Origin of the sequence: Bradyrhizobium sp. Leo170, assembly GCF_004296405.1 — a bacterium.
Classification (GTDB): Bacteria; Pseudomonadota; Alphaproteobacteria; order Rhizobiales; family Xanthobacteraceae; genus Bradyrhizobium.
Genome location: NZ_PSRR01000010.1, coordinates 29,031 through 49,390 on the forward strand (window position 1 = coordinate 29,031; position 20,360 = coordinate 49,390).

Below are 20,360 nucleotides of genomic sequence, written 5' to 3' on the forward strand. Positions count from 1 at the left end.
TCTATCCGGTCGCGCGGGGCAGGCTTCCGTTCGCGGCGATCTCAGCCGACATCTGCTCGATTGTTTTGCGCTGCTCCATGGCAGCTCGCCGGATCAGTGCAAAAGCGGCAGGTTCGGCAACAGAGTGCGTATGCATCACTTGCAGGACGGCAGCCAATACGACACGGCGCGAGCGAAGACGTTCTTCCAGCTTGAGGACTTGCTGCTTTAGCTCGCTGGTGCGCTCGGCCCGCTCGAAGGCCATCACCAGCGCCGCATAGATGCCCGCGGAGCGCAGCGGCTTGACCAGAAACGACGCCGGATCGAGTTCCAGCACCAGCTTCAGCCGGCTTGGGGTCTCCGTGCCCAAAAGGGCGATGACGGGACATCGTCCAAGCAAGGCCCGCTGCGCCGGCGAGGTGAGCGGCAGGAATTCATCGTCGATCAGCGTGACATCCGGATGGCACCCGAGAGCGCTTCCTTGCTCCCATGTGAGGACGTCGATTCCCAGACGTTCGAACTGGCGCCTGACGATCGACAGGTCACGCTCGTCCTTGATGGCGACGAGGGCCTTGCGGCCGCGGAGGGAAAATGAAGATGGTTTGCTCATTTCACGACCCGCAAGTGGAGTGCACTCGGCGACGATCCGTCCCTTGACTTCTCACGCACGGGGCCGACGGCGACGTCGAGCTGTGTCAGGTAGGGATCCGGCTTAACCGGCGCGTCGGACTCCCAGAAGATGTCGAACTGTCCCTGCGCATTCGATACGGCCAGGCGTGGCGTAAGGACGCAATGGTTATTGGCACCATCGATCCAGACCGGTCCCTGCGGCGAATTGTAGCGATACCCGGCGGCCGCGCGCCGCACTTCACCAATGTTGGACGTCCCGGCCCGATGCAGCGCACGCGCCAGCAGATACACCGCGACATAGGCGGATTGTCCATCGACGGATGGGCTGCTCGCCTCGCCATGACGCGCCTTCCAGCGCTGCACGAAAGCAAGGTTCTCGGGCAGGCGGATGCTCTCGAAATAGGCTGACGATGTGATGCATCCGGCGGATGCGGGTCCGACGATCTTGAGCTCCGGTTCGCAGAGGCTGCAACTCAGCATCGGAATGTCGAGACCTGCAGCCGTGGTGGCGGCATGAAAGGCGCGGATGAAATCGTAGCTCGAACTGCCGACGAGCGTATTGAAGACGACGGGCGGCTTGCGGCGGACGATTTCGTCGACGATGTGCCCGACTGCGCTTTCGCCCAGCTCGAGCAGCCGTTCGGCAAGGATGCTTCCCTGCGCCGCCGTCACCAGCTCGCGGGTGACGCGATTGGTCTCCCACGTCCAGACATAGTTGGATCCGACGCAGAAGATGTGCCTTGACAAATTGTCGAGCACGTACCGCACGAGCGGCAGGACATTATGATTGGGCGATGCGCCGACGTAGATGACATTGTCTGAACATTCGAACCCTTCGTAACGCGCGGGATACCAGAGCAGGCGATCGGTGCGCTCGACGATCGGCAGCACTTGCTTGCGCGAGGCGGATGTGTAGCAGCCGATGATATGCTCGACTCCGGCGTTGCGAATGAGATCGTCGCAAACCGTGTGGTATTCCAAAATGACTCCGCGGGGATCGCGGACATGCGCAGTGAGCGAGAAATCAAAGTCAGGGTGATCGTTGATCTCGTCGACCGCCATCAGGGCGCTCTTCAATATCTCGCGCCCCATGGCCTGATAGGGCCCGGACTGCGAACATATGATGCCAACTGGAACCGACGGCTTTGTCATTGATGGCTTTCGAAGGGGCGGAGCCTTGAGGAAATCATCATCGCCGATACCGGTGCAAGAGGTCTTGCCGATTTACTGCGCATGACGCTTGCGAAATTTGTGCAACCTCCCTCGTTGACAATGCGCTAGGCACGAACCTAGACTTTTTGACTACCGGGCTTACTGTCGAACCTTAATCTGCTTCGGTCAGGCCGATGACGTCCTGATCCCTGCAGCGACTGCTCCGTTCGATCTTGAGCCCATGCGATAGACCATAGCAGCGGCATTTGAGCCATTCGTCACCTCATTCCGGAGGGGCGGGTGGCTTTTTTCTTTTGCCACACAAGAAACTGGCGAAACATGCGTGTCGCCAGGCCGATGGCGCGTACGCGACGATCGGCCTGATGCGCCTGGGAAGCGACGAGCGAGGAGCGAAAGGCGATGCCGACGACAGATATTGGTTATCTCGGGCTGGTTGAGGTTGGGCAGCAGATACAGGCGAAGAAGCTGTCGCCCGTCGAAGTGACGAAGGCGATGCTTGAACGGATTGAGCGGCTCGATTCGAAGCTCAAGAGTTACGCCTATGTCATGGCTGATTCCGCGCTTGCGGAAGCGGCCGTTGCGGAAAAGGAAATCGCGTCTGGAAAGCTGAAGGGGCCGTTGCACGGCGTGCCGGTTGCGATCAAGGACCTTTGCTGGGTCAAGGGTGCGCCGGCCGCGCACGGCATGACCATCCACAGCGACTTCCGTCCGAATGAGGATGCCACGGTCGTCGCACGGCTGAAGGACGCGGGCGCGATCATCCTCGGCAAGCTGCAGCAGACCGAAGGTGCTTACGCCGATCATCATCCGAAGATCGACCCGCCGAAAAATCCGTGGAATGCGGATTTGTGGTCGGGCGCGTCGTCGAGCGGTTCGGGTTCCGCCACCGCGGCCGGCCTCTGCTTCGGCTCACTCGGCACCGATACCGGCGGATCGATCCGCTTTCCTTCCGCAGCCAACGGCATCACGGGGCTGAAGCCGACCTGGGGGCGGGTCAGTCGCTATGGCGCATTCGAACTCGCGGCGACGCTGGATCATATCGGGCCGATGACGCGCAGCGCGGTCGATTGCGGCGCCATGCTCGGTGCGATCGCGGGCGAGGACGCCAAGGACACCACCGCTGTGCCGCTGGCTGTGCCGGATTATCTTGCAGGACTGTCCGGTAGTCTGCGGGGCGTTGTGATTGGTGTCGATCGACGCTGGACCAGCGAAGGCACCGATGAGGCCGCAAGCAAGGTCCTCAGTGAAGGTTTGCGCGTCGCGGCGGACCTCGGCGCAGAGATCAGCGAGATCACCTTTCCGGATGCCAAGGCCATTGTCGACGACTGGTTTCCGCTTTGCGGCATCGAGGCGGCGGTCGCGCATGAGGGAACCTATCCCTCGAGCAAGGACGAATATGGCCCATCCCTCGCTGGACTGCTCGATCTTGGCCTGCAACAGTCCGGCACCGACTATCAGAAGATCGTGCTGCGGCGCGAAGCGTTTCGCGGCGCGGTACGGCGGCTGTTTGAGACGGTCGATCTCATCGCTGTGCCGGCCCAGGCCTTTGCCGCACCCACGCTAGCCAAGATGGCGACGCTCGGCGAAGACGCTTCCCTGATTGCCGGATTGTTGCGCTTCACCAGTCCGTTCGACATGACCGGAAGCCCGACCATTACCCTTCCGGGCGGCTTCGCCCCGAACGGCGGCCCGGTCGCCTTCCAGTTTGTCGGCCGCCACTTCGACGAAGCGGGTCTCGTCCACGCGGGTGACGCGTTCCAGCGTGTCACCGACTGGCACAAGCGCCATCCCGCTCTCTGATCCAAGGAGCCGTTCGCATGAAAACAGAAGACTGGTTGCAGAGTTCCCTCATGTCGAAGCGCGCCGTCGCCAAGGGGGTGGCCGGCGCGAAGCGTAGTCTGACGATCGAGCAGCAGGGGGCCTTCCACTACGTCTACGGACCTTATGCGAAGCCGACGCTGTCGATCGATCCGGGAGAGATCGTTGTCGTCGAGACCGAGGACGCCTTTGGCGGCGTACTCACGAGCGAGAGCGACAGTCCCACAGCGAAACTGAACTTTCCGTACCTCAACCCGCAATGTGGACCGATTGCGGTCAAGGGCGCCAAGAAGGGCGATTGTCTCGCCGTCTATATCCACGACGTCGAGACGCGCGGCGAGCAGCCCGCCGGAACGACCTGCATCATCCCCGAGTTCGGCGGGCTTGTTGGGACGAGCTCCACCGCGATGCTCAATCCGCCGCTGCCCGAGCGCGTCCGCAAGCTGCATGTCGACAGAAACGGCGTGCGCTGGAACGATAAGATCACGCTGCCCTATGAGCCGTTCATCGGCACGATTGGTGTGTCGCCCGAGATCGAGGCGATCTCCTCGCTGCAGCCGGACTATCACGGCGGCAACATGGACCTGCCCGATGTCGCGCCCGGAGCCATTCTCTATTTGCCCGTGCATGCCGAGGGTGGGCTTCTTTACGTCGGCGACTGCCACGCAACACAGGGCGATGGCGAACTCTCCGGTGTCGCGCTCGAGCAGCGTGCGACGGTCACGCTACAGATCGATCTGATCAAGAACTGGAGCTTTGCCTGGCCGCGTCTGGAGACGCGCGACTTCATCATGACCATCGGCAGCGCACGCCCGCTCGAGGATGCGGCCCGCATCGCCTATCGAGAACTCACGCGATGGATGAGTGCGGACTACGGCTTCGACGAGATCGACGCGTACATGCTGCTCAGCCAGGCCGGGCGCATGCGGCTCGGCAACATGGTCGACCCGAAATACACGATGGGTGCATCGATCCTGAAAACTTATCTCAAGGCGTGAACTTCAGCCGCTTTTCAACAAGGGGACATTTCAATGAAATCCGGACATCTGTTCAGAGCTGCCTTTCTTGGCGTCGTGCTGGGGACGGCGGCCCTCGGCGCCGCTCGGGCAGCCGAGCCGCCGTTGAAGGTTGGTCTGCTCGAAGACGTCTCCGGCGATCTGGCGTTCATGGGCATGCCGAAACTGCACGGCTCGCAGCTTGCGGTCGAGGAGATCAACAAGAGTGGCGGCATCCTCGGGCGGCAGATCGAGCTCATCCATCTCGACCCGCAGGGCGATAATGCCCGCTATCAGGAGTTTGCGCGACGGCTGCTCAGCCGCGACAAGGTCGACGTGTTGATCGGAGGCATCACGTCCGCTTCGCGCGAGGCCGTTCGGCCGATCATCGATCGGACGACCACGCCGTACTTCTATACCAACCAGTACGAAGGCGGCGTGTGCGACGCCAGCATGATCAGCATGGGGGCGGTACCCGAGCAGCAGTTCTCGACGCTGATCCCCTGGATGGTCGAGAAGTTCGGCAAGAAGGTCTACGTCATCGCCGCCGACTACAATTTCGGACAGATTTCGGCCGAGTGGAACCGGAAGATCATGAAGGATCTGGGCGGAGAGGTCGTCGGAGAGGAATTCATCCCGCTCGGCGTTTCCCAGTTCGCGCAGACGATCCAGAACATCCAGAAAGCGAAACCGGATTGGCTTCTGACGATCAATGTCGGCGCCGCCCAGGACTCGTTCTTCGAGCAGGCCGCCGCGGCGAAGCTCAACCTGCCGATGGGCTCGTCGATCAAGGTCATGCTCGGTTTCGAGCATAAGCGGTTCAAGCCGCCGGCGCTCAACAACATGCATGCGACCGCGAACTGGTTCGAGGAGATCGATACGCCCGAAGCCAACGACTTCAAGAAGCGCTGGCATGCGAAGTTCCCCGACGAGCTCTACATCAACGACATGGGCTACAATGCCTATAACGCGCTCTACATGTACAAGACGTTGGTCGAGAAGGCGAAATCGACCAAGCTCGAGGACATGCGCAAGGTGATCGCGACCGGCGATGCCTGCATCGATGCGCCCGAAGGCAAGGTCTGCATCGACCCGAAGAGCCAGCACACGTCTCACCGCATGCGCCTGATCTCCGTCGGTCCTCAACACGAAGTGACGGTCGAGAAGGACTACGGAACGATCAAGCCGTATTGGCTTGGCGACATCGGCTGCGATCTCACCAAGAAGAATGACAAGGATCAGTACACGCCGAGCCATTTGCCCAACAAGTCGTGACGCCACTCATCGGATCATGACTTCGGACTGCGCGGGCGCCGCATCGCTGCGGCGTCCATGATGAAGGAGCAGGAGACCGATGATGTCGGCTGAACTTTTCTCGGTATTCTACCAATTCGCCGACGTCTTTGCGTTTCTGATCCTCTCGGCCGCAGGCCTCGCCATCGTGTTCGGCATGATGGGCGTCATCAACATGGCGCATGGCGAGTTCATCATGTGCGGCGCCTATGTGACGGTCGGACTCGTGAAGCTCGGCGTGCCGCTTGCCATTGCCCAGGGGCTCGCCGCGGTGACGGCCGGATTGATCGGAGTTGCCGTCGAATACCTCATTGTTCGTCGGCTGTATAAGAGGCCGCTCGACTCCTTGCTCGCCACCTGGGGGCTCAGCCTGATCGTGACGCAATCGATGCTCCTGATCGTGGGATCATCGATAACGGGGATTGGCACGCCGGAGGGCAGCTTTGCGATCGGCGGCTACACATTCTCGACCTATCGCCTGGTGCTGTTCGCCTGCGCGGTCGCCGTGCTGATCGGTCTCTACGTGATCTTCATGAAGACGCGCTTCGGCGTGATGGCGCGTGCGACCATGCAGAATGCCGCAATGGCAAAGGCATTGGGTGCGCGCACCGGACGGATCTACGCAATCAGTTTCGGCATCGGCGCCGGGCTCGCGGGCCTTTGCGGCGCGCTTTATGCACCGACGATGACGCTGATTCCGACGATGGGTGCGACGTTCGTGGTGGAGAGTTTCGTTACCGTCGTGGTCGGAGGCGCAAATGTCCTGCTCGGAACCGCGCCGGCCGCCGTGTTCCTGGCGATGATTCGAATGGCCTTGAATGCAAGCTATGGGCAGATCATCGGCCAGATCGGCATGTTGTTTGCAGTGATCCTGATCATCCGTGTCTTGCCCGAAGGCCTTTCCAGCGTGTTGGTCCGTCGCGGGCGCTAAGCGGGGGTGTGATGTTCAAACTGCTTGATGGTCCGCAGACCTTGGGACGTGGACGGACGTTCTGGTCCTGCTTTCTCGCCGTGCTGGCAGCCGCGTTGATCTATCCGGTCTTTGCGGACTCCTACGATGTCGGCAACTTCTCCTATTTCCTGATCTGGGTTTTCATGGCGCTCGGCCTCTGCCTGATCTGGGGCTATGGCGGCATGCTGTCGTTCGGCCAGACGTTCTTCTTCGGCATCTCCGGTTATGCCTATGGCGTGCTGGCCATCAACATGGGTGGAGGTTCGACGACGATCGCGGCGCTCGTACTGTCGGTCATCATCGCGATGATCGCGGCGGGGATCCTCGGTTACTTCATGATCTGGGGCGGCATCAGCGGCATCTTCTTCGGTATCGTGACGCTGTCGGCGACGCTGGTGCTGGCGTTCTTTCTTGGACAGACGGCCGGACCGGAATGGCACATCGGCACTGCGCGGCTGAACGGCTTCAACGGCATGAAAGGCATGGATCCGCTCACCGTCGGCGATTTCTACATCGAGGGGTCTGCGCTCTACTATGTCATGGTGGCGCTCATCGTGATCGTCTACATCGCGCTGCGCATGCTGGTGAACTCGCGCATCGGCAACGTGATCGTTGCGACGCGCGAGAACCCGCAGCGCGCCGAGATGCTCGGCTACGACGTCCGCAAGTATCAATTGCTCACGTTCATCATCGGAAGCGGGCTCGCGGGCCTCAGCGGCGCGCTGTATACGTCGTGGGGGCAATTCATCACCCCGTCGAGCATCGGGCTGCCGGCCGCCGCGATGCCGATCGTATGGGTGGCTTTCTCCGGGCGAAGCGATCTGACAGCGACGCTGGTTGGCTCGTTCCTGCTGCTGTTCGGGTTCCAGACCATCACCGTCTATAGCCAGCAGGCCGCGCTCGTGCTGATGGGTACGCTGCTGCTCGCCACCGTGATGTTGGCGCCGCAGGGTTTTGTGCTCGGTGTTGGCAAGCTTGTGGTTGACCGATGGACTAGGCGCCGGCGGCGTGACGCGAATTCCACTTTGGCGGACGCCGGCCGCCTGCAATCGGACGAGGCCTGACATGGCGCTTGTCGATGTGAAGGGCGTGACCAAACGCTTTGGCGGATTGACGGCCGTCTCCGACGTCGATCTGACTGTCAATGTCGGGGAGGTTCATTGCCTGATCGGCCCCAACGGGGCCGGCAAGAGCACGCTGTTCAAGCTGATCGTCGGCCTCTATCCGCCGACCAAAGGCAATATATTCTTCGACTCCATCGATATCACCGAAGAGCGGCCCTTTGCGCGTGTGCAGCGGGGCATGAGCATCAAGATGCAGGCGCCGAGCGTGTTCAAGGAGCTGCCGGTCCGGCAGAATATCCAGATCGCCCTGCAGGGGCGTTTCTCGGGCGCGGAGCGCGACGTCGAGGAGGAGCGGCTGCTTACGCTGCTCGATCTGGCGTCGGAGAGCAGCAAATTGGCCGGAGCACTTTCGCATGGCCAGCAGCAATGGCTCGAGATCGGCATGGCGCTGGCGCTGCAGCCGCAGCTATTGCTGCTGGACGAGCCGACGGCCGGCATGTCGCCGGAGGAGACGTTCAAGACCGGCGAACTCATCAAGTCGTTCAATGCCGAGGGCATGACGGTGCTCGTCGTCGAGCACGATATGGCGTTTGTGCGCCAGATTGCGCAACGCGTGACTGTGCTGCATCTTGGCAAGATCTTTGCGCGAGGCAGTCTGGAGACCATCATTCAGGACGAGAAGGTCGCCGAAATCTACCTTGGGAAGACGCATGCCCACTGATCGGATTCTGGAGGTATCGGAACTCTGGGCGGGCTACGGCGCCACGCCGATCCTGCAGGGCGTGAGCATGTCGGTATCCCGCGGCGAGATCGTCGGCGTGATCGGCCGGAACGGCGTCGGCAAGTCGACGCTGATGCGATGCCTGATCGGGCTTCTGGAGACGTGGCGCGGCACGATCACTTTCTTGGACCAGGATGTAACCCAGTTGCAGGCGGACGCCCGGGCGCGCGCCGGCTTCGGCTACATCCCGCAGGGACGGGATGTGTTTCCACAGATGAGCGTCGAGGAAAACCTGCAGGTCGGCGAGCTGATTGGCGGACCGGAGGGCAAGAAGCTGCCGGAACTCGTCTACGAGTATTTTCCGCGATTGAAGGAACGACGGCGGCAGGTTGCCGGCACCATGTCGGGAGGCGAGCAACAGCAACTCGCGATCGGCCGGGCTCTGATCGGAAACCCGACCTTGATGATCCTCGATGAGCCGTCCGAGGGCATTCAGCCGTCGATCGTGCAGCACATTTGCGATGCGCTGAAATCGTTCCGGGCTGAGCTGGGCACGACGATCGTTTTCGTCGAGCAGAACCTCGACACGATCCTGGAGATCGCCGAGCGCTGCTACATCATGGAAAAAGGCAAGATCACGCGATCACTGATCGGCGGGGACGTCAACGCCGACAATGTCCGCGCGCAACTGTTGTTGTGAGGCTGATCCGCCGTTTTTGAGAACGCGTCTTGTTCATCAGCGTGCCATTTGAAGTCAAAAATGACCAGGGAGGGAGACGAACATGGATTTAGGACTCAAAGGAGCTAACGTTCTCGTCACGGGCAGCACCAAGGGCATCGGCAGGGCGATCGCCGAGACCTTCGCCGCTGAAGGCGCCAATGTCGGAATTTGCGCGCGCAATCAGGCGGACGTGGACAGCACCGTCACCGCCCTCAAGGCAAAGGGTGTTGCGGCCTTTGGCGGTTCGGTCGATGTATCCGACGGCGCGGCGCTCAAGGCCTGGGTGAGCGACATGGCATCGAAGCTCGGCGGCGTCGATGTCGTCGTCGCCAATGTCAGCGCCCTTTCCATCGGGCAGGACGAGGAGAGTTGGGAGAAGGAATTCTCCACCGACATGATGGGAACGGTCCGCCTGGTGAACGCCGCGATGCCATATCTGGAAAAGAGCGGCGCTCCTGCGATCGTGACGATCGCCAGCGTGTCGGGACGCGAGGTCGACTTTGCGAGCGGCCCCTACGGCACCTTCAAGGCGGCGATCATCCACTATACGCAGGGCCTGGCCTACCAGCTCGCCGCGAAGGGCATACGGGCCAACTCCGTGTCTCCGGGCAACACCTATTTCGAGGGCGGTGTCTGGAACATGATCAAGGACAGCAATCCCGAACTGTACAAGACCGCGCTGGCGCTCAATCCGACGGGACGGATGGGCACGCCGCAGGAGATGGCGAATGCCGTCGTGTTTCTCGCGAGCCGGGCCGCCAGCTTCATCACGGGAACGAACCTTGTCGTGGACGGTGCCTTGACGCGAGGCGTCCAGTTCTAGAGCATTTTCGGTTCTGATTGAATCAGAACCGAAGCTCTAGATTCTTGTTTTGACGCGTTTTCTTCACGCGAACCGGTATCCACTTCGCTCGAAAACGCTCTGAGGCGCAGCCCCGATGACAACAGGAACTCGATATGTCTGCGGATCAACTGCACTACAAGTCCATAACTGAACTGTCCGAATTGTTTCGCCGCAAGGAGCTGTTGCCTTCAGAGGTCACCGAAGCAACGTTGAACCGTATCGACAAGCTCGATGGAGGCTTGCACGGATATGCCATCGTCCTCGCGGAACGGGCCATGGCGCAGGCAAGGAAGCATGACAGCGAGATCGTCAAGGGCATTTGGCGCGGCCCCCTTCATGGCGTTCCGATCGGTCTGAAGGATCTGTGCTACACGACATTCGCACCGACGGCGGGCGGCACGAAGATTCATGCGAACTTCGTGCCGTCGTTCAATGCGACCATCGTTGATCGGCTCGAGCGCTCCGGCGCGGTCACGCTCGGAAAGCTCAAGATGACGGAAGGCGCCTATACCAGCCATCATCCTAATGATCAGGCCCCGCTCAATCCCTGGAATGCGGATTATTGGGTCGGCTCTTCGTCGACTGGATCGGGCGTCGCCACCTCCGCCGGTCTCTGCTACGGATCGATCGGAAGCGACACGGGCGGTTCGATCAGGTTTCCATCGGCGACCTGCGGGCTGACCGGAATCAAGCCGACATGGGGCCGGGTGAGCCGCTATGGCATTTTCCCGCTGGCGGACTCGCTCGATCATATCGGGCCGATGTGCCGAAGTGCTGCAGACGCCGCAGCGATGCTGGGCGTCATCGCAGGCGCGGATGCCAACGATCCGACGGCTTTGCAGGCTCCCGTTCCGAATTATCTGGCTCGGATTGGCGATGGCGTACGCGGCCTCAGGATTGGGGTGGATCGCAAATACACGCAGGAAGGAATCGACCCGCAGGTCGTAGCAGCCTTGCTGGAGGCCGAGCGCACGCTGGTGGATCTCGGTGCCGAAATCCGTGAGGTTCGATTTCCCTCCTACGAGAAGCTCGTGAGCCTGTGGATTCCGATGTGCTCGGTCGAGACGGCCGAAGCGCACCTCAAGACCTATCCGTCGCGCAAGTCGGAATACGGTCCGGACCTTGCGCAGTTGATCGAGCAGGGCAGGTCGGTCAGCGGTATCGAAATCGCCGCCATTCATCATGAGCGCCTCAAGTTCTGCGGCAGCCTCGCAGCATTGTTTGGGGATATCGACCTTTTGCTCATTCCGACGATGCCGGTGCCGATTCCGACGCTTGCGAAGATGAGTGAATATGGCGCTGATCCGAATGTGTTGTTGAGCATCCTGCGATTCACCGCGGTGTTCGACTTCAGCGGAAGTCCGACCATTACGCTCCCCATGGGGGTTGCGTCAGATCGGATGCCGTTGAGCATGCAACTGGTCGGCCCGCATCTATCTGAGGGTGTGCTTGCTCGCGCAGCTCACGCGTTCCAGTCGACGACGGACTGGCATACCCTGCGGCCGCCGATTGGATGACCCTGGCCGGGACCGGCCTATTGCGTGAAGAAGAGCACGGCGGCGATAGCGCCCGACAGCGCAATCGCCGCGATCGTCGCGGTGGTCGACAGGACACCCATCGCTCGCATCGCGCCGGCGAAGATCATGATCAGAGGCGTCGCGGTGAGGAGGCCGACCTGCGCGTCGCTCATGGTTCCAACTCCGATTCGTAGATCTCTTTGTTTGAGCATGATCTCCACGCAAACGCTTCGCGTTTGTCGCGAGGGAAAACCGGTTTCCACTTTTCCGGATCATGCTCTGACGCCGGCCGCCTTCGCGCGACCGTGCTGACCCGGACCCTACGCGGCGGGCTGCACCCGTCTTTGTCCCGCAACAAAGATCGCCGCTGTCATCCCCGATAGCGATCCCAGCGACGACCCCGCCCGGAGGATCCATGTCGGCTCAAGATTGCGAAGTGCAGGAAAGCGGCCTGCTGGCTGAACTCCCCGGCGACCCCATGATCTGGGTCCTGATCTTCAGCGAATTCGCCGTCTTTGGTCTGCTGCTGGGCGCGTTCGCGGTCGCCCGCGCCGTCAACCCCGTTATCTTTGCCTCCGGCCAGGCCGTCCTGGATCCCGGCCTTGCGGCCCTCAACACCTTGGTGTTGGTGACCAGTGGGTGGGCCGCTGCACGTGGCGCGGCGGCTGCTCGCGCGCGTGCAGCGGCGGCCTGCCGTCGCTGGCTGCTGCTCGCGATCGCGCTTGGAGGCGCGTTCGTTGCGATCAAGCTTCTCGAATACGATAGCGAGATCGCGACCGGTGTGGGACTGGAGACCAGCACGTTCTTCACGCTGTACTTCCTGCTGACCGGCTTCCACCTGCTGCACATCGTGCTCGGCATGGTGATCCTGGCAGTGGTCCAGCGCGGTGCGGAACCCGACGCGGTCGAGACCGGAACGTCGTTCTGGCACATGGTCGACCTGGTCTGGATCCTGATGTTTCCGATCATCTATCTGGTGCGCTGAAATGATGGCCCGTCATCCGCTCGAAACGACCCTGATTCTCCTGATCGGCCTCGCGATCGCGACGCTCATCGCTTCCCGAAGCGTGCCGGTTGCCTGGTTGGGCAACGTCGTCGTGCTCGCCCTCGCGGCCCTGAAAGGGCGATGGATCCTGCTCGACTTCCTCGGACTTCGCGCGGTGCCGGCGATCTGGCGCGGACTGGTCAGCGCCTGGGTGCTCGGCGTGGCATCGTTCGCCTTGGCTGCCTCCGTCGCCAGACTGCTGATCTGAGGCGGCGAATGCGACGCTGGTTGCTCCAGCACAAAGAACCGATGGGGCTGCCACGTAGATTGGCGCGGCGCTCGCACTATCAACAAGAACGGGAAAGGATAGGTGATGGCTGAACGCCTCACGAAAACGGCTGCCCGGAACGTCTTCTACGGGGGATCCGCCTTCTTCTTTGCGATCTTCCTCGGCCTGACGGCCCACAGCCACTACTACATGGTGAACACCTCGACGAACGCCTCGACGCTGACGGATTCGGTCGCGCGCGGCAAACATGTCTGGGAAAAGAACTCCTGCATCAACTGCCACACGCTGCTGGGCGAGGGCGCCTATTTCGCGCCGGAAGTCGGCAATGTCTGGGATCGCTGGGGCGGCAAGGAAGACCCGGCCGCTGCAAGGGACATCCTGAAGTCGTGGATGCAGGCGCAGCCGTCCGGCGCGCCGGGCCGGCGGCAGATGCCGCAATTCAACCTGACCGACCAGGAACTCAACGATCTCGCCGACTTCCTGCAATGGACCGGCACCATCAAGCGCCATGACTGGCCGCCCAACAAGGCCGGATGAGCACCGCGTCCCGACAGCCCTTCAACAAGTGAGCTTTTCGATGAAATACCAGACCCAGAAAGTCGCGATGCTGTATTTCTACGGCGCGCTGACGCTTTTCCTCGCGCAGGTCGTCTTCGGCCTGCTCGCCGGCACGATCTACGTCCTGCCGAACACGCTTTCGGTCATCCTGCCCTTCAACATCGTCAGGATGATACACACCAACGCCCTGATCGTGTGGTCGCTGATCGGCTTCATGGGCGCGACCTACTACCTGTTGCCGGAGGAGACCGAGACCGAGCTCTTCAGTCCGCTGCTCGCGAAGATCCAGTTCTGGATGTTCTTCGGCGCCGCGGGCGCCGCGGTCGTCGGCTATCTCTTCCACTACCATGAGGGGCGTGAATTCCTCGAGCAGCCCTTCATCATCAAGGTCGGCATCGTCGTCGTCTGCCTGATGTTCCTGTTCAACGTGACGATGACGGCGCTGAAGGGGCGCAAGACCACGGTGACGAACATCCTGCTGTTCGGCCTGTGGGGAGTCGCGATCTTCTTCCTGTTCGCGTTCTACAATCCGGCGAACCTTGCAGTCGACAAGATGTACTGGTGGTACATCGTGCATCTGTGGGTCGAGGGCGTCTGGGAGCTGATCATGGCCTCCGTGCTCGCCTTCCTGATGATCAAGCTCAACGGCATCGACCGCGAGGTGGTCGAGAAGTGGCTCTACGTCATCATCGGTCTGGCGCTGTTCTCGGGCATCCTCGGCACCGGCCACCACTTCTACTGGATCGGCGCGCCGGGATACTGGCAGTGGATCGGCTCGCTGTTCTCGACGCTGGAGGTCGCGCCCTTCTTCACCATGGTGATCTTCACCGTGCAGATGACCTGGAAGGCCGGACGCAAGCATCCGAACCGTGCGGCGCTGTTGTGGTCAGTCGGTTGCTCCGTGATGGCGTTCCTCGGCGCCGGCGTGTGGGGCTTCCTGCACACCCTGTCCTCGGTCAACTATTACACGCACGGCACCCAAGTGACCGCTGCGCACGGGCACCTCGCGTTCTTCGGTGCCTATGTGATGCTGAACCTCGCGGTGATGGCTTACGCGATCCCGGAGATACGCGGACGCGCGCCATACAACCAGTGGCTCAGCATGGCAAGCTTCTGGATCATGTGCACGGCGATGCTGACGATGACCTTCGCGCTCACCTTCGCCGGCATCATCCAGGTCCATCTGCAGCGCGTGCTCGGCCAGAGCTACATGGAAGTGCAGGACCAGCTCGCAATGTTCTACTGGGTCCGTCTCGGCTCCGGTGTGTTCGTCGCGATCTCCGCGCTGATGTTCGTCTGGGCGGTGCTGGTGCCCGGACGTGAGAAGCACTCCCTGGCCGGCGGAGCCCTGCAGCCGGCCGAGTAGAGCAACGCGGCGGCCGCGCACCTCGCGGCCGCCATTCCCCTGGATGTCCCGGAGAACCATCATGAAATCCGTCCTTCAGGCTGTAGCAGGCTCCGTTTCGGAGATTCCGGCTTATGTGCCGAGTGGAAACGAGTGCGCGCTGTTCGAGCACGCGTGGCGTCACCGCCTGCCGGTGCTGCTGAAAGGCCCAACGGGCTGCGGCAAGACCCGCTTCGTGGCTCACATGGCCGCACGCCTCGGCATCCCCTTGCATACCGTCGCCTGCCACGACGACCTCACCGCGGCCGATCTCACCGGCCGCTATTTGCTCAAGGGCGGCGACACGGTCTGGACGGACGGTCCCCTGACGCGGGCGGTACGCGAAGGCGGCATCTGCTATCTCGACGAGGTGGTGGAAGCCCGCAAGGACGTGACGGTGGTGCTGCATCCATTGACCCACGACCGCCGGCTCCTGCCGCTCGAACGGACCGGCGAGGAGCTCGTCGCGCCGCCGGGCTTCATGCTGGTCGTGTCCTACAATCCCGGCTACCAGAGCCTGTTGAAGGCATTGAAGCCTTCGACGCGGCAACGCTTCGTTGCCATCGAGTTCGACTTTCTGCCGCCGGAGCAGGAGATCGCCGTCGTGTCGGCGGAAAGCGGGCTTCCACCGGATCGCGTGCGCCCGCTGGTTCAGCTTGCCCAACGCCTACGCGCGCTGAAGGGACATGACCTGGAGGAGGGCGTCTCGACGCGCCTCATCGTCTACTGCGCCACCCTCGTCGCGGCCGGTGTTTCCGTCACCGAGGCCGTCCTCGCCGGCATGATCGAGCCGCTGACTGACGATAGCGACGTCAAGGCCGCGCTGGTGGAGGTCACACGGGCCGTGATTGGATAGGTGAGCGCCGATGCTGGATTTTCTCGAGCTGGAGGAGACCGTCGGCCGTGCGTGGCATCGCCTGGTCGGCGCGACTGCGTCCTATCCGGTTCATGCCGAACACGCCGTCGCACTCTCGGAGATGCAGGGACAGATCGCCGTCATGTTCCGCGCGCTCGGCGGCGAGGCGGGCGTTGCGCTCGCCGGCGCGGGCGCGCGCAAATCCGGACACCGGCTCGCCTGGAGGCAGAGGATTGGCCTCGGTGATGAATCCCTTGCCCATCCCGGGCGCGACGCGGCGACCGTCTTCCTGCCCGAGCGCATCGCTTTGTTTCCGGATCGCGGCCTGAACGCGGCTCTCTATCGTTGGCTCGCTGCGTGGTTTGCGATCGTGCCGCTGGAGGCGATAGATGAGACCGATCCGCTCCGGCGCGATCTCCTCATCTTGCGTCGCGCCCGCGCCACGGCCGCCATGGTCGCCGCTCGATTTCCGGGACTAGCCGGCTCCTACACGCGACTGGCCGCGGCAGTCGCATCTGGCCGGCCGCAGCGGCCATTGCCTCGCGTGGAGCGCGAGGTCGAACAGATCGTGCTCGCGCTGCTTGGCGCCGCGGCGCCGCCGCAAGGAAAGCTTTGGCTTTCGCTGACCGGCGACAAGGCGCTGCGAGAACGGGCGCCGCCCGGATATCGTCCGGTGCTGCCATGTCCATTGTGGGGCGATTGCTGGACCCGCGACGTCGGGCAGGTATCTCAAGATCAGGACGACGCCTCGCACGACGCCCAGGCGGACGCGCCGGACTCGCGAAAGCGCTTTGCGACCCGCGAGCGGGAGAACGGAGCCGACAAGAGAGATCCGTTCATCCTCAACCGGTTCGAGAAGATCCTGGCCATGGCGGAGATGGTGAACGTCGACCGTCCCTCCGACGACACCGAGGACGAAAATGCGCGCAAGGCGGCCGACGATCTGGAAGAGCTGTCAATCGGGCGGCGCAGCGGAAAGCCTGCGACGAAGCTGAAGTTCGATCTCGATCTGCCGCCGGAAGCGGTCGATCCCTCGCGGCTCGACGGCGAACGGCTGTATCCGGAATGGGATTACCGCAGTCGCAGCTACATGCAGGACCACTGCCGTGTGTTGACGGCGCATGCGAGCGAGACCGGCGAAAGCTGGGCGGCGGACCAGGCCACGCACCGTCGCATCCGCCAGGTGCGGCGCCAGTTCGAGGCGCTGCGGCCCCGCCACGAGCTCGCGAGGGCACAGCCCGACGGGCACGACCTCGACATCGACGCGCTGGTCCGTGCCCGTTGCGATCTCCGTGCCGGCAGCGGCACGCTCGATCGCGTTCACCTCGCGATGCGGCCGCAAGGCCACGATCTGGCGGTGACGCTGCTCGTCGACGTGTCGCTCTCGACCGACGCCTGGGTCGACGGGTACCGCGTGCTGGACGTGGAGAAGGAGGCGTTGCTTGTCCTCGCTCACGGACTGTCGGCCTGCGGCGATCACCACAGCATCCTGACCTTCACCTCGCGCCGGCGTTCATGGGTGCGGCTCGAAACCGTCAAGGCGTTCGGAGAGCCGATGAGTGCGCAGGTCGAGCGGCGGATCGGGGCGCTCAAACCCGGATACTATACCCGCATCGGCGCGGCTGTGCGCCACGCCGCGTCCGAACTCGCAGCGCAGCCGCAGCGGAAGAAATTGCTGATCGTTCTCACCGACGGCAAGCCGAACGACGTCGACCACTATGAGGGGCGCCTCGCCATCGAAGACACCCGCAAGGCCGTCCAGGAGGCGCGCCGGCTCGGCGCCGCAGTCTTCGGCGTCACGATCGATGCAACCGCCCAGAGTTATTTTCCAACGCTGTTCGGGCGAAGCGGCTATGCGATCGTCGGCAACATCCGACGCCTGCCGGCCGCCTTGCCGGCGCTCTACCGGCAACTCACGCAATAGCCAGCTTCTCGGGCAGATGCTGGGCTATCGCATATAGCTGTTTGATGGCCGTGAACGAGGCGGGCCTCATGGTTCTCCGAGCGATGCGCAGCATCGTCTCGAGACGCGCCGCAAGCGGCGCTCCTCACCATGAGGATCAAAGATTCCGCCGCGAAATCAGACCTCATCCTGAGGAGCCCGCCAAAGTCGGGCGTCTCGAAGGATGGGCCGCGATGGAACCGCCCACCAAGTTCTATTCCATATGCAATAGCACTGCCCGCAAGCGGAGGAAGTGTAGCCAAGCTGCAATCGATCAACCTGATCGGATCATGCTCTCGTTAGTTCAGACCGCGCGACTGTGCGTGGCTACGGATCGTGGAAGATGCGCGTCGAATGCCGAAGCGACGCTGCGGACCAGGAATTCGGCGCCGTCGTTGACCAAGAGGCGGTCGTCGAACATCGTCACAGCGCCATCGGCGATGAGGCTATCGATCCGTTGCCGATCGACGATCGCGGAGTTCGGATCGCGGCCGTGCAGCCGCGATACCTTGGGGAGGTCGACGGCAAGATCGCACATGATCCGCTCGATGATGTCGGCGCGGAAGAGATCTTCCTCGGTAAACGCGTAGCCCTTGACCGTGGCGAGCCGGTCCTCGACGATGCGCGCAAGATAGTCGCGCGTCGGCACGGCGTTCTGTACGAATCCTTGAGGCATGCGGCCGATGGCGCTGGCGCCAAGACCAATGAGCGTGTCGGCCGAATCGTCGGTGTAGCCCTGGAAATTCCGCCGCAACCTGCCTTCCCATCTTGCCACGGCAAGATTGTCGGTGGGAAGGGCGAAGTGATCGAGGCCAATGCGCACGTAGCCTGCATCGAGCAAGGCCTGCGCGATCGTCTCGGACTGAAGATGCCGCTCGATGCTGTCAGGCAGGGATTCTTCGGCAATCTTGCGCTGGTGCTTCTTGAACGACGGAATGTGCGCGTAGCCGAACACCGAGAAGCGATCCGGACGCAGCTCGACACATTTTGCAACCGTGTCCAGGCACGAATCCACCGTCTGCAGGGGAAGGCCATAGAGCAGGTCGAAATTGAGCCTGCAGACGCCAGCCCGGCGCAGCCGCTCGACGGACGCGGCGGTCTGTTCGAAGCTCTGGTGCCGATTGATGGCGCGCTGCACGGCCGGATCGAAGCTCTGGACGCCAAGGCTCGCACGGTTGACGCCGCAATAGCCCAGCGCCTCCGCCATCGGCTCGGTCAGCGTGCGGGGATCGATCTCGACGGCGATCTCGGCTTCCGGCAGCACGAAGAACGAATAGCGCAAGGCGCCGATGAGATCCGCGAACGTCTCCGGCGACATGATCGTCGGCGTGCCGCCACCGAAGTGGATATGGGAGAGCGGCAGCCTTTGTCCAATCGTCTCGGCGACAAGGAGCGCTTCCGTGCGCAGGCCCGCCGCGTAGATCGCGATCGGTTCGTCACGCTTGCTCACGGACGTATGACATCCGCAGTACCAGCACATCGCTCGGCAGAACGGGACGTGGAGGTAGAGCGACGCCGGCTGGCGAATGGGTATCGATTTGAGCCACCGCCGATAGTCGTCCTCGCCGATTTCAGGTGAAAAATGCGGGGCCGTCGGATAGCTGGTGTAGCGTGGCAGCCGGTCCTGCCCGTAGGATTGCGCTAAGTCGGATCGCATCTGCCTTCCTCCTTCGTCTCCGCATCATCTATCGGACCCGTGGGGGAATGACTTTGTTCTAGCTCAACCCGTCCGTTTGTCGTCGAACGCTCATGTTCGCGGCAGCAGCTTCGCCACATTCCGGGAGATCGCCGCGGCGACCGAGCTGGAACGCTCGACGACGAGCCTAAAGCCAAGATTGGTCGGCGGAATGCCCACGGCGCATCCGCCGGACTTGGGATCGCGGATGAAGTCGGTCATGTAGGCGCGGTGGACTCCCTCCACGACGCGGAGCCCGCAATTCGTGTTGGTGATCCGCTCGCCTCCGTCGTCGAGCGAGGCGCGGACGAAGCAGCTATCCGTCCACTCCCAGACATTGCCGGCCAGGTCGTCCAATCCGTTGCTGTTCGTGCCGAACGCGCCCCCGGGCTGCGCGGCCTTCTCGGCGGGCTTGGAGCGGGCAGATTCGGCTTCATAACGGGCGATCCAGGCCTGCGCCGGATCCGCGGGGTCGACCAGCGGCAACGCTTCGTCGCGGGCCTTCTCGGCGGCCGCGAATGTCCACTCCTCGTCCGTCGGCAGACGGTGGATAACACCGGTCCTGCGCGACAACCATGCAGCATAGGCCGAGGCGTCGTGCCAACTGACGCCGACGACGGGCACGTCCAGGGAGCCGTTGGGGACCGGCACCTTTGGACAGGCTCCGTCGTCGACGCAGCGCACGTACTCGGCGACCGTGACCTGCCGCTTCATGACGATAAGATCAGCAGGCAGGCGGAGTTTGCGCAGGGGCCCTTCGACCGGTCTGTCATTCCGCGAGAAATCGCCAGCAGCCCGATAGCTGAAGGAAACAGGAGAGAGGCGCACAGCACCATTGTCATCATGCGGAGGCGCGGGCGAGAACACGGTGGCCAGGATCGGCGCAGCCAGCGCGCCAGCGAGCATGGCCGTTTTCATTTTCATCAGGATGAGCATGATGTCGCCTCCGATTGGTGAAACGGCC

20 protein-coding genes are annotated in these 20,360 nt (G+C 62.5%); 15 read left to right on the plus strand and 5 right to left on the minus strand.

Annotation, left to right across the window (positions count from 1 at the left end):
* Position 1: 1 nt before the first annotated feature.
* The gene (locus CWO89_RS03655; RefSeq protein WP_130577305.1) at positions 2 to 589 is read right to left on the minus strand and encodes an ANTAR domain-containing response regulator; all 588 of its coding nucleotides are present in this window, start codon (positions 587 to 589) and stop codon (positions 2 to 4) included.
* Complete coding sequence (locus CWO89_RS03660; protein ID WP_130577306.1) at positions 586 to 1,761, minus strand: transporter substrate-binding domain-containing protein; 1,176 nt, start codon at positions 1,759 to 1,761, stop codon at positions 586 to 588. Before CWO89_RS03660 ends, CWO89_RS03655 begins: the two co-directional genes overlap by 4 nt.
* 420 nt (positions 1,762 to 2,181) lie before the next feature.
* Between CWO89_RS03660 and CWO89_RS03665 the strand changes: the two genes are divergently transcribed.
* The 9 genes from CWO89_RS03665 to CWO89_RS03705 all read left to right on the plus strand — a co-directional run bounded on the left by CWO89_RS03665 (position 2,182) and on the right by CWO89_RS03705 (position 11,707).
* A complete protein-coding gene (locus CWO89_RS03665; RefSeq protein ID WP_130577307.1) occupies positions 2,182 to 3,582 on the plus strand; it encodes an amidase in 1,401 nt (466 codons plus the stop codon).
* 17 nt (positions 3,583 to 3,599) lie between these two features.
* Positions 3,600 to 4,598: an acetamidase/formamidase family protein gene (locus CWO89_RS03670; protein WP_130577308.1), complete on the plus strand. Its 999-nt coding sequence runs from the start codon at positions 3,600 to 3,602 to the stop codon at positions 4,596 to 4,598.
* 33 nt (positions 4,599 to 4,631) lie between these two features.
* Complete coding sequence (locus CWO89_RS03675; protein ID WP_165420979.1) at positions 4,632 to 5,870, plus strand: urea ABC transporter substrate-binding protein; 1,239 nt, start codon at positions 4,632 to 4,634, stop codon at positions 5,868 to 5,870.
* A gap of 82 nt (positions 5,871 to 5,952) precedes the next feature.
* Positions 5,953 to 6,819, plus strand: a complete 867-nt coding sequence (locus CWO89_RS03680; protein WP_130577309.1) for an ABC transporter permease subunit — start codon at positions 5,953 to 5,955, stop codon at positions 6,817 to 6,819.
* Positions 6,820 to 6,830: 11 nt separating this feature from the next.
* A complete protein-coding gene (locus CWO89_RS03685) occupies positions 6,831 to 7,904 on the plus strand; it encodes a branched-chain amino acid ABC transporter permease (protein WP_130577310.1) in 1,074 nt (357 codons plus the stop codon).
* A 1-nt stretch (position 7,905) separates the two neighbouring features.
* The gene (locus tag CWO89_RS03690) at positions 7,906 to 8,625 is read left to right on the plus strand and encodes an ABC transporter ATP-binding protein (RefSeq protein WP_130577311.1); all 720 of its coding nucleotides are present in this window, start codon (positions 7,906 to 7,908) and stop codon (positions 8,623 to 8,625) included.
* Positions 8,615 to 9,325: an ABC transporter ATP-binding protein gene (locus CWO89_RS03695; RefSeq protein WP_130577312.1), complete on the plus strand. Its 711-nt coding sequence runs from the start codon at positions 8,615 to 8,617 to the stop codon at positions 9,323 to 9,325. The genes CWO89_RS03690 and CWO89_RS03695 overlap by 11 nt, the downstream gene beginning before the upstream one ends.
* Positions 9,326 to 9,407: 82 nt before the next feature.
* Positions 9,408 to 10,169: an SDR family NAD(P)-dependent oxidoreductase gene (locus CWO89_RS03700; protein ID WP_130577313.1), complete on the plus strand. Its 762-nt coding sequence runs from the start codon at positions 9,408 to 9,410 to the stop codon at positions 10,167 to 10,169.
* A 134-nt stretch (positions 10,170 to 10,303) separates the two neighbouring features.
* Complete coding sequence (locus CWO89_RS03705; protein ID WP_130577314.1) at positions 10,304 to 11,707, plus strand: amidase; 1,404 nt, start codon at positions 10,304 to 10,306, stop codon at positions 11,705 to 11,707.
* A gap of 17 nt (positions 11,708 to 11,724) precedes the next feature.
* Here the strand turns inward: CWO89_RS03705 and CWO89_RS45675 are convergent, their stop codons facing one another.
* Positions 11,725 to 11,880, minus strand: a complete 156-nt coding sequence (locus CWO89_RS45675) for a hypothetical protein (RefSeq protein WP_165420981.1) — start codon at positions 11,878 to 11,880, stop codon at positions 11,725 to 11,727.
* Between the two features lie 242 nt (positions 11,881 to 12,122).
* Here CWO89_RS45675 and CWO89_RS03710 point away from each other — a divergent pair, with 242 nt between their 5' ends.
* The 6 genes from CWO89_RS03710 (at position 12,123) to CWO89_RS03735 (ending at position 17,703) form a co-directional block, all read left to right on the plus strand.
* Positions 12,123 to 12,692, plus strand: coding sequence for a cytochrome c oxidase subunit 3 (locus CWO89_RS03710; RefSeq protein ID WP_130577315.1), 570 nt, complete (start codon positions 12,123 to 12,125; stop codon positions 12,690 to 12,692).
* 4 nt (positions 12,693 to 12,696) lie between these two features.
* Positions 12,697 to 12,960, plus strand: coding sequence for a hypothetical protein (locus CWO89_RS03715; protein WP_130577316.1), 264 nt, complete (start codon positions 12,697 to 12,699; stop codon positions 12,958 to 12,960).
* Positions 12,961 to 13,065: 105 nt separating this feature from the next.
* Positions 13,066 to 13,518 (plus strand): c-type cytochrome, encoded by a 453-nt coding sequence (locus CWO89_RS03720; RefSeq protein ID WP_130577317.1) that lies wholly within the window; start codon positions 13,066 to 13,068, stop codon positions 13,516 to 13,518.
* 40 nt (positions 13,519 to 13,558) lie between these two features.
* Positions 13,559 to 14,905 (plus strand): cbb3-type cytochrome c oxidase subunit I, encoded by a 1,347-nt coding sequence (locus tag CWO89_RS03725; protein ID WP_130577318.1) that lies wholly within the window; start codon positions 13,559 to 13,561, stop codon positions 14,903 to 14,905.
* Between the two features lie 61 nt (positions 14,906 to 14,966).
* A complete protein-coding gene (locus CWO89_RS03730) occupies positions 14,967 to 15,779 on the plus strand; it encodes a CbbQ/NirQ/NorQ/GpvN family protein (RefSeq protein WP_130577319.1) in 813 nt (270 codons plus the stop codon).
* A 10-nt stretch (positions 15,780 to 15,789) separates the two neighbouring features.
* Positions 15,790 to 17,703 carry a nitric oxide reductase activation protein NorD gene (locus tag CWO89_RS03735; RefSeq protein ID WP_130577320.1) on the plus strand — a complete coding sequence of 638 codons (1,914 nt, stop codon included), beginning with the start codon at positions 15,790 to 15,792 and terminating at the stop codon, positions 17,701 to 17,703.
* A 322-nt stretch (positions 17,704 to 18,025) separates the two neighbouring features.
* Here the strand turns inward: CWO89_RS03735 and hemN are convergent, their stop codons facing one another.
* A complete protein-coding gene (gene hemN, locus CWO89_RS03740) occupies positions 18,026 to 19,378 on the minus strand; it encodes an oxygen-independent coproporphyrinogen III oxidase (protein ID WP_130577321.1) in 1,353 nt (450 codons plus the stop codon).
* 90 nt (positions 19,379 to 19,468) lie between these two features.
* Complete coding sequence (locus CWO89_RS03745) at positions 19,469 to 20,332, minus strand: SUMF1/EgtB/PvdO family nonheme iron enzyme (protein ID WP_130577322.1); 864 nt, start codon at positions 20,330 to 20,332, stop codon at positions 19,469 to 19,471.
* Between the last annotated feature and the right edge of the window lie 28 nt (positions 20,333 to 20,360).